The sequence below is a fragment of the Variovorax dokdonensis genome (assembly GCF_030316895.1).
In the GTDB taxonomy this organism is placed as follows: Bacteria; Pseudomonadota; Gammaproteobacteria; order Burkholderiales; family Burkholderiaceae_C; genus Variovorax; species Variovorax dokdonensis.
The window spans coordinates 563,931-577,997 of sequence record NZ_JASZYV010000003.1; the positions used below are offsets into that span (position 1 = coordinate 563,931).

The 14,067-nt window shown below is 68.4% G+C and carries 14 protein-coding genes; 4 read left to right on the top strand and 10 right to left on the bottom strand.

All coding sequences use genetic code 11. The features are described from left to right. Window position 1: 1 nt before the first annotated feature. The 5 genes from QTH91_RS16360 to mnmH form a co-directional block, all read right to left on the bottom strand. The gene (locus QTH91_RS16360) at window positions 2–805 is read right to left on the bottom strand and encodes a DUF2894 domain-containing protein (protein ID WP_286661156.1); all 804 of its coding nucleotides are present in this window, start codon (window positions 803–805) and stop codon (window positions 2–4) included. Next, complete coding sequence (locus QTH91_RS16365) at window positions 798–1,454, bottom strand: OmpA family protein (RefSeq protein ID WP_286661157.1); 657 nt, start codon at window positions 1,452–1,454, stop codon at window positions 798–800. The genes QTH91_RS16360 and QTH91_RS16365 overlap by 8 nt, the downstream gene beginning before the upstream one ends. Beyond that, window positions 1,451–3,787: a DUF802 domain-containing protein gene (locus QTH91_RS16370; protein WP_286661158.1), complete on the bottom strand. Its 2,337-nt coding sequence runs from the start codon at window positions 3,785–3,787 to the stop codon at window positions 1,451–1,453. Before QTH91_RS16370 ends, QTH91_RS16365 begins: the two co-directional genes overlap by 4 nt. Further along, window positions 3,784–4,635, bottom strand: a complete 852-nt coding sequence (locus QTH91_RS16375; protein ID WP_286661159.1) for a DUF3348 family protein — start codon at window positions 4,633–4,635, stop codon at window positions 3,784–3,786. The genes QTH91_RS16370 and QTH91_RS16375 overlap by 4 nt, the downstream gene beginning before the upstream one ends. Window positions 4,636–4,716: 81 nt before the next feature. Next, complete coding sequence (mnmH, locus tag QTH91_RS16380; RefSeq protein ID WP_286661160.1) at window positions 4,717–5,769, bottom strand: tRNA 2-selenouridine(34) synthase MnmH; 1,053 nt, start codon at window positions 5,767–5,769, stop codon at window positions 4,717–4,719. 87 nt (window positions 5,770–5,856) lie between these two features. Between mnmH and selD the strand changes: the two genes are divergently transcribed. Continuing rightward, the gene (gene selD / locus QTH91_RS16385; protein ID WP_286661161.1) at window positions 5,857–6,912 is read left to right on the top strand and encodes a selenide, water dikinase SelD; all 1,056 of its coding nucleotides are present in this window, start codon (window positions 5,857–5,859) and stop codon (window positions 6,910–6,912) included. A 15-nt stretch (window positions 6,913–6,927) separates the two neighbouring features. Here the strand turns inward: selD and QTH91_RS16390 are convergent, their stop codons facing one another. The 4 genes from QTH91_RS16390 to QTH91_RS16405 all read right to left on the bottom strand — a co-directional run bounded on the left by QTH91_RS16390 (window position 6,928) and on the right by QTH91_RS16405 (window position 10,999). Continuing rightward, window positions 6,928–7,908: a DUF3014 domain-containing protein gene (locus tag QTH91_RS16390; protein ID WP_286661162.1), complete on the bottom strand. Its 981-nt coding sequence runs from the start codon at window positions 7,906–7,908 to the stop codon at window positions 6,928–6,930. An 81-nt stretch (window positions 7,909–7,989) separates the two neighbouring features. Further along, window positions 7,990–9,057, bottom strand: a complete 1,068-nt coding sequence (locus tag QTH91_RS16395) for an NAD(P)H-dependent flavin oxidoreductase (RefSeq protein WP_286661163.1) — start codon at window positions 9,055–9,057, stop codon at window positions 7,990–7,992. A gap of 4 nt (window positions 9,058–9,061) precedes the next feature. Next, on the bottom strand, window positions 9,062–9,742 hold the full coding sequence (locus QTH91_RS16400; RefSeq protein ID WP_286661164.1) for a DsbA family oxidoreductase: 681 nt from the start codon (window positions 9,740–9,742) through the stop codon (window positions 9,062–9,064). 45 nt (window positions 9,743–9,787) lie between these two features. Beyond that, window positions 9,788–10,999 (bottom strand): multidrug effflux MFS transporter, encoded by a 1,212-nt coding sequence (locus tag QTH91_RS16405; protein ID WP_286661165.1) that lies wholly within the window; start codon window positions 10,997–10,999, stop codon window positions 9,788–9,790. Window positions 11,000–11,193: 194 nt separating this feature from the next. On the opposite strand from QTH91_RS16405, the gene QTH91_RS16410 reads away from it, so the two are divergent. The 3 genes from QTH91_RS16410 to QTH91_RS16420 all read left to right on the top strand — a co-directional run bounded on the left by QTH91_RS16410 (window position 11,194) and on the right by QTH91_RS16420 (window position 13,177). Further along, window positions 11,194–11,700 carry a nucleoside deaminase gene (locus QTH91_RS16410; RefSeq protein ID WP_286661166.1) on the top strand — a complete coding sequence of 169 codons (507 nt, stop codon included), beginning with the start codon at window positions 11,194–11,196 and terminating at the stop codon, window positions 11,698–11,700. Further along, the gene (locus tag QTH91_RS16415; protein ID WP_286661167.1) at window positions 11,700–12,536 is read left to right on the top strand and encodes an urease accessory protein UreD; all 837 of its coding nucleotides are present in this window, start codon (window positions 11,700–11,702) and stop codon (window positions 12,534–12,536) included. The genes QTH91_RS16410 and QTH91_RS16415 overlap by 1 nt, the downstream gene beginning before the upstream one ends. 125 nt (window positions 12,537–12,661) lie before the next feature. After that, entirely contained in the window at window positions 12,662–13,177 is a 516-nt protein-coding gene (locus QTH91_RS16420) for a hypothetical protein (protein ID WP_286661168.1), read from the top strand. A gap of 21 nt (window positions 13,178–13,198) precedes the next feature. Here QTH91_RS16420 and QTH91_RS16425 read toward each other — a convergent pair whose 3' ends face one another. Then, window positions 13,199–13,915 carry a TetR/AcrR family transcriptional regulator gene (locus tag QTH91_RS16425; RefSeq protein ID WP_286661169.1) on the bottom strand — a complete coding sequence of 239 codons (717 nt, stop codon included), beginning with the start codon at window positions 13,913–13,915 and terminating at the stop codon, window positions 13,199–13,201. Between the last annotated feature and the right edge of the window lie 152 nt (window positions 13,916–14,067).

Sequence of the window (14,067 nt, forward strand, 5' to 3'; positions counted from 1 at the left end):
ATCAGCGCTTTGTTCGCCCGGTCTTGCGGACCGGGCCGTTGCCGCGAGCAGCCTCCGTCGGCGCGGCCGCGGCGGCTGCTGCTGCGGCTACGGCCGCAGGCTGGAACGGCTCCAGTGCGGACAGCGCGTCCACATACGACATCAACTGATGCAGATAGCCGGGCGCCGCGCCTTGCATGAGCGTCAACGCGCGGTGCACGAGCTGCTGCGAATTGAGCGGACCGGCATTCGCCGGCAGGCTGGCCTGACTCTGGGCCAGGCGCCGACGCGCATCCAGCCGCGTCCAGGTGCGGCGGAAGTAGGTCAGCGCCTCCTGGGCCTGACCTGGGCGCGGCTCCGGTGAGGCAGGGGCCACCTGCCCAGCCTGCCCAACCTGTCCCGATGGCCGCTTCGCGCTGCCGGATGCGATGACCTGGGCGGCCGACGCCGCACTCGCGACGCCGCCTTGGCGCGACACGTCGACCTGCGCGAGCAATTGCGCCAGCGCGCCCGGTGCCGCGGGTGCCGCGTTCGCGCGGCGCGCCGATGGCGGCGGCTGCTGGTCCGGCGCATCGCCATCGAGCACGCAACCGGCCTGCTCGCAAGCCTCGCGATAGCGGGACATGGCCTGGCCGAGCTTGTCGTCGAGCAGAGGCCGAGCCGCGCCTTCGCAAGCCGCGGTTCGCCGAGCCAGCGCCTGCAGGAAATCGAACCGGAGCGGATCGACGCGACGAGCGCCTCGTTCTTGCCAAACCCTCAGCGTGACGAGCGCGTCGTGCTGTGGCACCGTCGTCGCGGTGCCTTCAGAGACGTCCTGTTCAGCCACCCTTGACGTCCTTGCCCGCAACCCGCCGGGGCGTGGGCGCGATCTCGACGCGCCGATTCCGCGCACGACCTTGATCGTCGGCATTCGAAGCCACCGGCTGCTCGGCGCCGAAAGCCGCGGCAAAGACCGACGACGGCGACACGCCCGCTTCGATCAGCGAGCGCGTGACCGTCAAAGCCCGCTGCGCGGACAACTCCCAGTTGTCGGCGAACTGGCGGTTGTTGCCGTGCACCTGCAGATCGTCGGTGAAGCCGCTGACCATCAGCACTTCGTTGCGCTCGGCCAGGTACACCGACAGCGGGCCCGCCAGGCTCTTGAGCAGCTGCTGGCCTTCGGCCTGCAACTGTGCCGAGTTGAGCTTGAACAGCACGTTGCCGCTGATGCCGATCCGGCCATCCGCCAGCGTGACCCGGCCTGCCGCGAGCGGTCCGGCCAGGGCTTGCTCGAGCGCCTGCCGCCGCTGTAGTTCGGCCTGGTGCTGCTGCGCCTCGGCCTTCAGCTTGGCGGTCAGGTCGAACTGCATCGCCACCACGCACACCAGGATAAGCACGAAGGCGCCAAGAAGCCCGGCCATGAGGTCGCCGAACACGGCCCAGACGGGCGCGTTGGTTTCGCCACCGGCGTCCGAATGATCGTCCAGCGTCGTCATGCGTCGGCGGCGGCCGGTTGGCGCTGATGCGCCAGTTGCTGAAGGTCTTCGACGATCTGCTTTTGCGACAGGATGCTCAGGTCGATCACCTCGCGCGCCTGGGCCACGTAGTAGGCCAGTTGTTCATCGCTGCGGGCCATCGATTGCGTGAGCGCCGTCTCGATGCGCTGCAACTGCGCGGCCAGCTTCTCGTTGGACTGGCCGAACTGCTGCACCGCGGCGCCGAAGGCATCGCCGAGGCTCGCCATCTCGACCGCGCTGCTGCCCACCTGCGCCGCCACGTCGGCCAGCTTGCCGGACTGCGCATCGGCTTCCTGCGCAAAGCGCTGGCCCACGCGCTCCATCAGGTCGGCGGAGGTGCTGACCAGCGCATCGATGGCCTCGCGCTGGCCGACGCTGGCATGGTTGACGGCGTCCAGCAGCGTCTGCAGTGTCTCGAGCATGCGGCTGCGCTCCTCGAGCATGGCGTTGTCGCGCACCATGCTGTCGGAGAGCTTGGTGCGCAGCTCGGCCACCACGTCGGCGGCGGCACGAGGCGCTTCGGATGCGGCGTCCACCAGCCTGCCGATCTCGGCCAGCGTGTCCTGCGCCTGCGCTTGCGATTGCCGGGTGATGTCGCTCGCGGTGCGTTCGAGCGTCTGGCAGATGGCTTGCTGCTGCGCGTTGCTGTTCGTGATGGCCTGTTGCCATTGTTCCTGCAGCGCGCCGGACATGTCCTGCAGTGCCTGCGACCACGCGGCCAGGCGCGCTTCATCGCGCTCGGCCAGCCGCGCCTGCAAGGCTTGCTGCATGTCGCTCGCCTGCGCGTGCTGGGCGCTTGCATGATCGGCCAGCGTTTTCGAATGCTCGGCCAGCGCTTCGTTCCAGCGCTGGGCCACGCCCTGTGTGGCGCGATCGGCCTGCTCGGCCAGGCCCTGCATCTGACGCTCGACGCCTTCCTGAACCAATGCCCGAAGCGCAGCGGCTTCCCGGGTCACAGCTGCCATGGCCGACTCGACCGCCGGCTGGATGGCATCGCCTGCGGCGCGCGCGCCATCGACCAGGCTCTTTTGCAGGCTCTGGTCCACCGAGGCGGCCAGCGCGGCATACGCGGCTTCGGTGCGCGCCTGGAACTCCGCCTGGCTGGCCAGCAGATGTTCGTGGGTGGCGCGCTGCTGTTCGGCCAGGGTTCGGGCGATCGCCTCCTGCTGCTCGCCGATCGATTGCGCCAACACGCGCTGCTCCTGCGCCAGCGATTCGGCGACGGCGCCTTGCTGCCGGTCGATGACGGCCTGGAGGCTGCGCTGTTGCTCGTCGATGGAAGCGTGCATGCTGCGCTGCTGCGCATCGGTGGCCTCGCGTGCTTCGCGCTGCTGGCGGTCGATCGCGTCGCGCGTGGAGTCCAGCCGCTCGATCAGCGCGGGCAACGCTTCGCCCTGTCGGCGCAGCAATTCGGACGAAGCCTCGATGGCCGGCTGCATGGCGGCGCCGGCCGCGCGTGCGCCGTCCTCGAGGCTCTTGTGCAGCGTCTGCGCCACCGCGGCGGCGAGGTCGGTGTAGGCGCTGCCGGCCTGCGACTGGAAGCGATCCTGCGTGGCCAGCAGTTGGGCATGGGTGGCCCGATGCTGTTCGGCCATGGCACTCATGGCCGCCTCCAGCCGTTCGACCAGCGCCGGCAGGGCTTCGCCCTGGCGGCGCATGAGTTCGAACGATTCCTCGCGCCGCTGGGCGCGCGAGAAGGGGCGCAGCGTGCTGGCAATCTGCGCGTCGAGCAGGCGGGCGGCCTCGATGCGATCGCGCCGGCACAGGCTGGAGACCAGGCCCAGCATGGCCGAAGCGGCCACGCCGGCAATGGACGTGCCGAAAGCCAGTCCGAGGCCCTTCACGGGTTCGGCCAGCACCGCGCGGATGGCGTCGAGGTCGGTCGCATGTTCGAGCGCGAGGCCGGTGCCGCGCAGCGTGACCACCATGCCCAGGAAGGTACCCAGCATGCCCAGCAGCACCAGCAAGCCCGCGAGATAGGGCGTGAGCGACGGCCCCGGCAGGCCGACGCGCTCGCCTTCGATGCGCAGGCGAACGGCGCCTTGCAGCGATGGGTGTACGCGGGCAAGCCAATCGCCCAGGTTGGCGGGCGCCTGGGCGGCGTCGCGCTCCAGGGCTTCGCGCAGCGTGCTGGTGGCGCGATCGAAAGCGAACAGCTCCAGGGCGCCCGACACGTAGAAGACCAGAATCAGCAAGCTGATCCCCAATGCGATGGTGTTGGTGCCGATGTAGCCAAAGCCGATCCAGCACACCGTGGCCAACCCAGCCACAAATGCCAGGCGTTGTGCCAGGCGTTCAATCAATCTGTTCATGTTCTCGTCGTAGTCGGGGGTACGGCAGCGCCGTGCCCCTGGCGAAGGGCTTCCACGAGCCCCTGCACCGGATGAAAGCGGATCTCGAGTTCGGCCATCAGCAAGGCCTGCATGTCCTGGCTGAAAGCCGGCAACCAACGTCGGCCTCGCACCGGCGCGGCACCGGGCCTTGCGGCGGGCGCTTCGTCGCCGGGCGCCTCACCCTCGGCAGCCTCCGCAGCCTCCGCAGCTTCGGCAGCTTCGGCAGCGGCCTTCAGCGCCGCCGCGTCGTCCGCGCGCTGCAGCCGCTCGAAGTAGCGACCGAGCATGCCGGGCAACGGCGCAAGCAGGCGCTGCTCCTGGTGGCCCAGCACCTGCTCCATCACCGTGTCGACAGCGGCCAGGCGCGCCAGTTCGGGCGAGACCTGGGCCATCCGGGCACGCAACCGCTCACGCAGCCGCTCGATGCTCTGCGACATCGCCAGTTGCCGCGACAGGTAGCGCTGCCGGCAGACAGCGGCATCGGCCGCCCGGTCCTTGGGGTCCTGTGGCGGCGTCACCGCCGGCATGGCGGCCATGGCGCGCACGTCTTCGGCGATGGCGGCGACCAGCGATTCATGCACGCGCCTTGCCTGCGCCGCATCGAGCTCGGCGGATTCCACCTGTGCAGGCGCCGACGCCTGCGGCTGCGCATCGAGCGCCGCCGAAAGCGGAATGGCGTCCGTCCAGCGCAGCCATTGGCTCATTTGCTGGGCGAAATCCTGCCGGGGGGGATGGGATATGGCGTCGTGGGGACCGGCCTCCGAGCCAGCCAGACGATGCAGCAAGCGAAGGAGGGCCGAGCCGGTGACACCCGTGCGACCTGTCACGTGCTCGAAAGGGGCAATTGTGAAAAACCTGGCAGTCTAGCCGATGGGTGTATCCGGACCTGTAACGCAGCCGAGCCGGTTCTAGCCCAGCGCCAGCACCTGCCGGGCGAGGGTTTCGATGCCGACTTCGTCCAGCACATCCGCCGGCACGGTCTGCCGGTCGCTCCACGCCGAAAAGTGCCGCGCCTGAGAGCGCTCGTAGAGCGGGTCGTAGTGCTCGGTCATCAGTTCGGCGAGCAGCGGCTCGAATTCGCCGTCCCGTGCCCATTGCTGCCAGCGCTGGACGTTCTCCTTGCCTTGCAAGTCCTTGAGCGGCGCGAGTTGGCCGGCGAGCCTCTCGCGGTCCTGCGTCAGGTAGACGTAGTCGCGCAGCAGGTAGGCAAGGCGTGCCGGCAGCCCGGCTTTCAGCTCGATCAGCCGCGGCGCGGCGCGCATTCGCGCCACCAGCGGCAGTGGCAGCGACAGCCGCCCGATGCGCGCGCTTTCGGCTTCGACGTACAGCGGCCTGGCCAGGTCGATGCCTGCCAGCGCGCCGTGCAGCAGCGTCTCGAAATGCTTTTGCGTGGGCTGCGGCTGGCCGGGCATGCCACCCAGCAACGAGCCCTTGTGGCTGGCCAGTTCCTCCAGGTCGACCACCTGCGCGCCCTGCCGCGACAACGCCTGCAACACACGCGTCTTGGCGCTGCCGGTGGCGCCGCAGATCACGCGCAGGTCGAGCCCGGGGCAGATCGTGTCGAGCTGCTCCACCACGTGACGGCGAAAAGCCTTGTAGCCGCCGGCGAGTTGCTGCGCATCCCAGCCGACCAGACGCATCACCGTCACCATCGAGCCGCTGCGCATGCCTCCGCGCCAGCAATACACCAGCGGGCGCCAGTTGGCGGGCTGCTCGGGAAAGCGTTCGCGCAGGTGGCGGGCGATGTTCTGCGCCACCATGGCCGCGCCCACGCGCCGGGCCTCGAAGGCGCCGGTCTGCACGTAGATCGTGCCGACGACGTGGCGCTCCTCGTCGTCCAGCACGGGGCAGTTGATGGCCCCGGGTATGTGGTCTTGCGCGAACTCGGCTGGAGAACGCGCGTCGATGATGGTGTCGAACGCGTGCATGTCGGGCACGCGCACAGGGACGTTGTGGCTCACCGCGCGAGCCCCTCGGGGCGCTGCGCCCATGCACAATCGTCGTTCTCGGCCTGCGATGGCCGAACCCACTCTTGACGCCAGATGACGATGACGGACCGAATTGCGCTCACTTCCTTCTCTCACGGTGGCGGCTGCGGCTGCAAGATCGCGCCGGGCCTGCTCGCGCAGATTCTGGCACGCGCACCGCAGGGCCTGGTGCCGCCGCAGTTGCTGGTCGGCACCGAGACGGCCGACGATGCCGCCGTCTACCAGTTCAACGATACGCAGGCGCTGGTGGCCACCACCGACTTCTTCACGCCGATCGTGGACGATCCGTTCGACTTCGGACGCATCGCCGCGACCAACGCCCTGTCCGACATTTACGCCATGGGCGGCACGCCCATCCTGGCCCTCGCGCTGGTGGGCATGCCCATTGCCCAGCTGCCGCCGGAAGTCATCGGCCGCGTGCTCGAAGGCGGCGCCGCCGTTTGCCGCGATGCCGGCATTCCGATCGCGGGCGGGCACAGCATCGACGTGCTCGAACCCATCTATGGTTTGGTGGGACTGGGGCTCGTGCATCCGGACCGTGTGCGCCGCAACAGCGATGCCCGCGCCGGCGACGCCCTGGTGCTGGGCAAGCCATTGGGCGTCGGCATTCTTTCGGCCGCGCTGAAGAAAGGCGTGCTGGGAGACGACGGCTATGCGCAGATGCTGCGCCATACCACCCAACTCAATCGGGTCGGCAGCCAACTGGCCCAGCTCGAAGGCGTTCACGCCATGACCGACGTGACGGGCTTCGGCCTCGCCGGCCATCTGCTGGAGATGTGCCGGGGCGCAAAGTTGTCGGCCCAGGTGCGGCTGCCCGATCTGCCGCTGATCGACATCGCCGCACGCTTTGCCGAGCAGGGCATGGCCACCGGCGCATCGGCCCGGAACTGGACGGGCTATGGCGCCGAAGTCGACTGGCCCCTGGACGCGCCTGAATGGCAGCGCGCGATCGTCTCCGATCCGCAGACCAGCGGCGGCCTGCTGGTGAGCTGCGCCGCCGAATCGGCCGATGCGGTGCGAGCGGCGTTCGTCGACGCCGGCTTCGAGCAGGCTTCGATCATCGGGCGCATGGAAGAAAGCGCAGACACGCCGCGCCTGCGCTTCGTGCGGGACTGAGCGGCCTACTGCGCCCTACTGCTTGGCGGTCGTCGGCGCAGTGGCTGGCGAAGAGGCCGGTGCCGCCGCCGGGGCGCCGCCAGCCAGGATCTGCGCGCGGAAGGCCCTGAGCCGCGCCTTCATGCGGCGTTCGTTCACGAGGCCCATGCGCACCATGATCTTCTGTCCGGCGGACATCGACTCCAGGCGCGGGTCGGCAAACTCGTAGTGCGCCCACGGGCGGGACATCGGGACGTCGCTCTTGACCTCGACGCGGGTCACGCGAACGGGCTCGGTCGGCTCGGGGGCCGACAGCAGGTGGTCGATGACGGCCACAAGCCGATCGTTGAAGTAGCGGCTGCCATAGCCCAGTTCTTCGTACGCCTCCTGGAACAGCGGGTACAGCCGGAAATACAGGCGCGCGGCACTCGCGGCATCGACCGACTCGGCCAGCAGCACCATGGGGGTGTAGCGCCCGGCGTTGTCGGCCGCGATGACCTGCGAATCACCCTCGCCGCTCACCATGAACTGCGGCGCGGTGGTCTGCACCGGCCACATGCGAGAAGGCGCATATTCGCGCGGCAGGTTGTCCACCGTGGCCACGAAGCGGCGGATGAAGCCATCCACCTGCAACATGCCGCCCACGCTCTTCTTGCCGATCAGCTCGTTGAGCGCAGACGTGACGCGCGGATCGGACTCGCCCACGCGCGGCAGGTTGGCATCGGGCGGCGTCTGGATCGGGTGCAGCGGCGGCGTCCCGGCCTGCTGCTGCCCAGGCAGCGGCATGTCCGACGGCGGCGCGGCAGGTGCCTGCGGCGGCATGTCCGGCGGCGCGGCCGGTAGCGTGGATGACTGCTGCTCGCGCTGGGAAGGCGATGTGATTCCCGGAATGTTCAGATCCGGCCAACGCCACCAGATGAAGGCGCCGATGAGCAACAGAAGAATGAGGACCACGTAGATCCAGATCGAAGGCTCCTGCCGGTGTCGACGGGCCTGGCGGGGGTCGCGTTCTGCCATGTGGTCGATCCTATCGTGTGCCAGCCATCGGCGGCATCAGGGCCGTTGCTGTGGCGTAACGTCCGGTGACAATCGCGTGCGTCAAGCCGGACGGTGCGCGCGGAGCGCCGCGGCCAGTTCGCGCGTGAGTTGCGCGGCCGGGATCGGCTTGCATCCGCTGGCGTTCTGGCCAGACCAGAGCGGCGAGAAATCGCCGCTTCCCTGCGCCTCGGCCGCGGCGCGCAGTGGCGCGATGGCGGCCGTGGCCAACGGAAACTCGGGCGGCGCATCGCTCATCGCGCCGACTTCGCGAATGATGCGGTTGACGATGCCGCGCGCAGGCCGGCCGGTGAACAGCCGCGTCAGGGCCGTGTGGCGCGCCCCTTCGCCGGCCAGTGCCGCCCGGTGTGCGGCGCTGATCGTCGATTCCGGGCACAGCAGGTAGGCCGTGCCCACCTGCGCGCCGGCTGCGCCCACGTCGAGCGCGGCGGCAATCCCCTGCGAGTCAGCGATGCCGCCAGCTGCAATGACGGGCTTGTCGATGGCGCGCACGATCTGCGGCACCAGCGCCAGCGTGCCCATCTGCCGCGTCAAGTCGTCGGACATGAAATGCCCCCTGTGGCCGCCGGCCTCCAACCCCTGCGCGATGATCACATCGGCGCCCTGCTCGGCCAGCCAGCAGGCCTCTTCGACAGTCGTCGCCGACGCGATCACCTTGGCGCCCCAGGCGCGCACGCGTTGCAGCAGCGCCGGCACCGGCAGCCCGAAATGGAAGCTCACGACCGGCGGACGGTACTGTGCAAGAAGATCGGCCGCCTGCTCGCTGAACGGCAGGCGCCCCGCACCCGCGCCGATGCCGGCGGGGTCGATGCCCAACTCCGCGTAATACGGGCCGAGCGTCTCGCGCCAGCGGGCTTCGCGTGAAGCATCCGGCTCAGGCGGCACGTGGCAGAAGAAATTGACGTTGAACGGCCTGGACGAGGCATCGCGGATGGCCTGCAGTTCGCTGCGCAGAGCATCGGGCCCGAGCATCGCGCACGGCAGAGAACCCAGCGCGCCCGCGCTGCTGACGGCAATGGCCATCGCACTGCCCTGCGCACCGGCCATCGGCGCCTGGATGAGGGGCAGCTCGATGCCCAACAGTTCGCACAGACGATCGGTCGCCGCCATCGTCTCAGGCCTCCTGCGTGTCGCGAGGAGCCGCACCGGCGATCTGCCGGAGTGCGCGCTCGAAGAGTTCGGCCGGTTGGCCGCCCGAGATCAGATGCTGGTTGTTGAAGATGATCGCGGGCACCGAATGAATGCCGGCGCCGGTGTACATGTGCTCGCGTTCGCGCGTCTCGGCCGCGAACTCGTCGCTCGCCAGAATCTCGGCGGCGCGCTGCGTGTCGAGCCCGGCCTCACCGGCCAGGCGGACCAGCAGGTCGTGGTCGGAGGGGCTCAGGCCATCGCTGAAGTAAGCCTTGAACAGCGCCTTCTTCAACGCGTGCTGCTTGGCCAGATCGACCTCTTCGGCCCAATGCAACAGGCGATGCGCGTCGAAGGTGTTCCACACGCGCTTGCGCCGCCCCAGGTCGAAATCGAAGCCGACGGTCGCGCCGCGCCGGCGAAGGTGCTCGCCATTGGCACGCACCTGCTCTTCGCTGATGCCGTATTTCTCGGTCAGGTGCTCGATGGAGTCCTGCCCCTCGGGCGCCATGTGCGGATTGAGTTCGAAGGGCTGGAAGTGCAGCTCGGCGCGAATGTCCGGCGCTACGCGGCCCAGCGCCTGCTCCAGCGCGCCCAGGCCGACGGCGCACCATGGGCAGGAAACGTCGGACACGAAATCGATGCGAAGGGTGGTCGGTGTGCTCATGCGTCCATTCTCCACCCGCCGGGCCATGGCTTAGGGCGAGCGGGGTTACTGCGACCTGGGCACGACGCGCTCGGTTTCGCGCTGAAGCGCAGGCAGCCATGCAAACGCGATCAGCATCAGGATCACCCCTGCGACCACCATCGGAGCGACCATCGGCCAGGCGCCGTGGGTGTAGGCGGCATCGACGAAGCTGGCTGCGATCTGCCCGGTGCAGAAAGCCACCAGCATCATGACGAACCCCGACCACGAAACGGCCCGGCCCGCCAGGTGCGGCAGATCGCCCACTGCTCCGGCCTGCCCGCATGGCTGATGAATGCCGTGGCCCATGCAGAACACGGCGTGGCCCAGCAGCAGCGGCCACGCGCTGTGCGGCAGAAGCAGGCAGCCCAGCGCCTGGATGACGGCGCCGCAAAGACTCAGCGTCGCGCCGATGCGCACCGTGACGTAGGGCCCCTTCGCTCTCAGCAGTCGACGACACAGCGTGGTGCTGCAGATGTAGATGGCCGAGCCACCGGCCGGGATCCATCCATACAGCGCCGGCGAGAAGCCCAGGTAGCCGATGTAGACCATCGGCGAGAGCAACAGAAAGCAGAACAGTCCGCCATACGTGGCCGCGGCCAGACTGCTCCACACGCGAAAGCTGCGGCTTGCGAACACCTCGCGCAGGCCGCCCTTGGGCATCGGCTGCCGATCGTCCCGGACGGGCAGCGTCTCGCCGAAGGAATGCCAACACATGGCGAGCAACACGACCGCATACAGCGCCATGGTCGCCAGAACCCAGCGCCAGCCTGCCCATTGCACGATGGCGGCACCGAGAATCGGCGCCATCAGCGCGACCACGCCGAGCCCCGTCAGGCCGCGCGCCATGACGTGCGGCCCTTCGTGGGCCGGATAAAGGTCGCGCACCGCCGCGCGGGCACACACGAGGATGCTCGCCATCGCCACGCCCTGCAGCGCACGCAATGCGGCCAGCACTTCGACGTTGGGTGCGAGAGCACCCGCGAGCGCCGCGATCACATACAGGATCAGTCCGCCGATCAAGACCGGCCGCCGCCCGGCGCGGTCCGCCAGCAGGCCCACCGGAATCTGCGCGATGCCGAAGGCGAGCACGAACACCGTCAGGCTGCTGCTGGCCGACCCGAGGTCGCGAGCGATCTCGGGCAATGCCGGCAGATAGCTGTCGGTGGCCACCGGCTGCGCCGCCAGCAGCAACGGCAACAGCCAGACGAAGTCGATGCCGTTCGGCGAGCGCTTCACGAAGGCACCCGCTTCGTGGCCAGCGCACGGCGAATCAACGCCACCTGCTCTTCATGTTGCATCGCCGCCTTGTTCCTTCCCTGTCCCGATGAGCATCTCGATCACAGGCACACCTTGCCCGCTTGGCCCGCATCTTACTTTTCGGACCGCGCACGGCGCTGGTGCATGGCACGCCTCGTGCATGATCGGGGTGCATGAGTCCTCCCACAGAAAATACATTGGATGAACGCGATGGCCGCTACTTGCGCAAGGCCATCGTCTGGTCGCACGCGGGGCGCCGCCGCGGCAATCGCCCCTTCGGCGCGGTGATCGTCTCGAGCACCGGCGAAGTGCTCTCCGAAGCCTATTGCGATACCGCCGAAACCGGCGACTGCACCGGCCATGCCGAAGTCAACGCCATCCGCCGCCTGGCGGGCCGCGGCCTGTCGCGCGAGCAACTGGCCGGCGCCACGATCTATTCGTCGGCCGAGCCATGCGTGATGTGCGCCGGCGCCATCTTCTGGTCGGCCATCGGGCGGGTGGTGTACGGCATCGATGCCGAGCGGCTGAGGGCCTTCCGCGGCGAGCGGGCAGACCAGGTGGATGCCGAGTTGTCCTGCCGCGACGTGTTCCGCGCATCCCCCAACCCCATCGAGTGCATCGGCCCGGCCTTGATCGACGAGGCCGCTGCCGCACACATGGGCGCCTGGAAGACGGATTGATGGGCTGGCACGCGAAGCTCGCACTCGACTACCGCTTCGATCCGCAACGCCAGCGCACGGTGGCCCGCTCGAGCCACAGCGGGCCGCTGCGCGTCTTGCAAAGCCTGTATCCCGAAGGCGACGCGGTCTGCCACAACGTGCTGATCCACCCGCCCGGTGGCTTGGTGGGCGGCGACGTGCTGGACATCGAACTGCACGCCGGCGCAAGTAGCCACGCCCTCGTCACCACGCCGGGGGCTACGCGCTTCTATCGCACCGAAGGCCAGGTCGCCGTGCAGCGCACGCACCTGGTGCTCGAACCTGGCGCGCGACTCGACTGGCTGCCGCTCGAAGCCATCTGCTTCAACGCCTGCCGCGCCGAGAACCACCTGCGCATCGACCTCGCCCCTGGCGCGCAGATGCTGGGCTGGGACGTGATCGCACTGGGCCTGCCCGGAGCAGGCCAAGCCTTCGAAGCAGGCAGTCTGCTGCAGCACATCGAGATGCCGGGTATCTGGCTGGAACGCGGCCGCATCGACGCCACCGACACGCGACTGCTCGAAAGCCCGCTGGGGCTGGCCGGCCAGCGCAGCCTGGCGACGCTGTTCCTGCTCAGCGGCGAGCCCCTGCCCCCCACGCAGCGCGATGCCCTGCTCGACTCCGCCCGCGCGCTTTGCGACGCCAGCCCGCTGCAGGGCAGCAGCGGAGCCACCAGCCCTCACGCGCAGGTGGTGGTGCTGCGGGCGCTGGCGCCGGTGGTGGAGCCGGCGATGAATCTGCTGCGCGAAGTCTGGCAGGCCTGGCGCGCACAACTTTGGCAAATGCCTCGCGGCATGCCCCGAATCTGGGCAACCTAGCGACTCGCCGACGGCGGCAGGGAGGTCGCAATCCGTCACATCTTCAATGCACCAAGCGGCCCGGCCACTGAGAAAATCAGGCCAAAAATGTGAACTTCCATTTGCGTTTCTGGCCGATTGGACCCATGGTGCTCAACCCCGCCCTCGATGCCTTGAACGAACGATTGAGTTTCGCCGAGATGCTGGTGACCCTCGTTCGACAACGTTGCGCTGAAACGGGCGCCACGCGCACCTCGCGCACCGGCCTGCAACTGCGCGTGCCGGTGGATGAGCGCCCGTCGGTACGGCGGGGCCTGGATGCGCTGATCGACCTGGGCGTGCTGGGCACTAACGGCGAGGACATCGGCCTGACGATGCAGGGCCGAACCTTCCTGGCTTATTGCCGTCGCCTGCGCGGCGAACCCACCGGACCCAACGAATTGCGCGACCTCAACGTCGTGCATCGCATCGTCACGTCCATCGAGGACGACGCCCGGCTCGATTCGGACCAGTCGCCCGACGAGGTGCGTACGCTACCGGGCCGGCTGGAAGAAGAGTTCCGTGAACGCCACAAGTCTGGCTCTTCGTCCAAGTTGTGGATCGTCATTGCGCTGGTGCTGGCACTGGTGGGCGTCATCCTGCTCGCGCTGCCACCGCACTGATCCTGATCTGCGCGCGCGGCGCTAGTTGCGCGACCCGACGCCGGCGGCCCGGGCGCTCTTGGACAGCAGCTTGATCGCATCGGCCGAGCGCGGACCGGGAAAGCGCTGCACCACACCGAGCAAGAGCACGTCGAGCAGGAGCTCGAGGTGGGCCTCGGCGTCCAGGCGCTCGATCCAGGGGTCGTCGCCCGATGCGATGCGCAGCGAGGTCATGCCATGCACGCCTTCCCAGATCATCTGGGTCATCAGGGCCTGTTGCATCTGATCGCCGGCCACGTGGCCTTCCTTTGCGAGCTGTGCGATCAGGTCGCAGACGAAGGCATACGGGTCGTGCTGCGGGTCACCGAACGTCAGCGTCGATGTCTCGATGGGCGGCGCGGGGCGCGGCTCCATGAAGAGCAGGAAGTACACGTCAGGATGCTGCAACCCGTTGCGCACGTGCGCGCGGCACACGAGGCGGATGCGCTCCAGCGCTGTCTTGCCGCCAGAAGCCGCATCCATCATCAGCTTGTGCAGGCGGATCAGGTCGTCGTCGAGCGCGGTCGTGATCATGGTGGCCTTGTCGCCGAACAATGCGTAGACCACCGTATTGGAAAAGCCGGACTCCTCTGCGACCTTGCGCATGGTGATGTCGCGCGCACCGCTCCTGGCGATCATCTTGCGCACGACCTTCAGGATGTCCTTGCGCCGCTTGGCCAGCTCTCGCTGCTTGCGTTCCTCGAGCTTGCTGCTGGGCATTCAATCCTCTGAATTGCAAACCGCTTGATCTTATTCGCCCATCCACCATCCGGAGGCGGGGCGTCGTCGCTTTGACGACACGCGTTTCAAAAGATACATCGTTTCTTTTCAGAACAACGTTCTAGAATCTCGCTCGCTGTCACTGCCCCGGT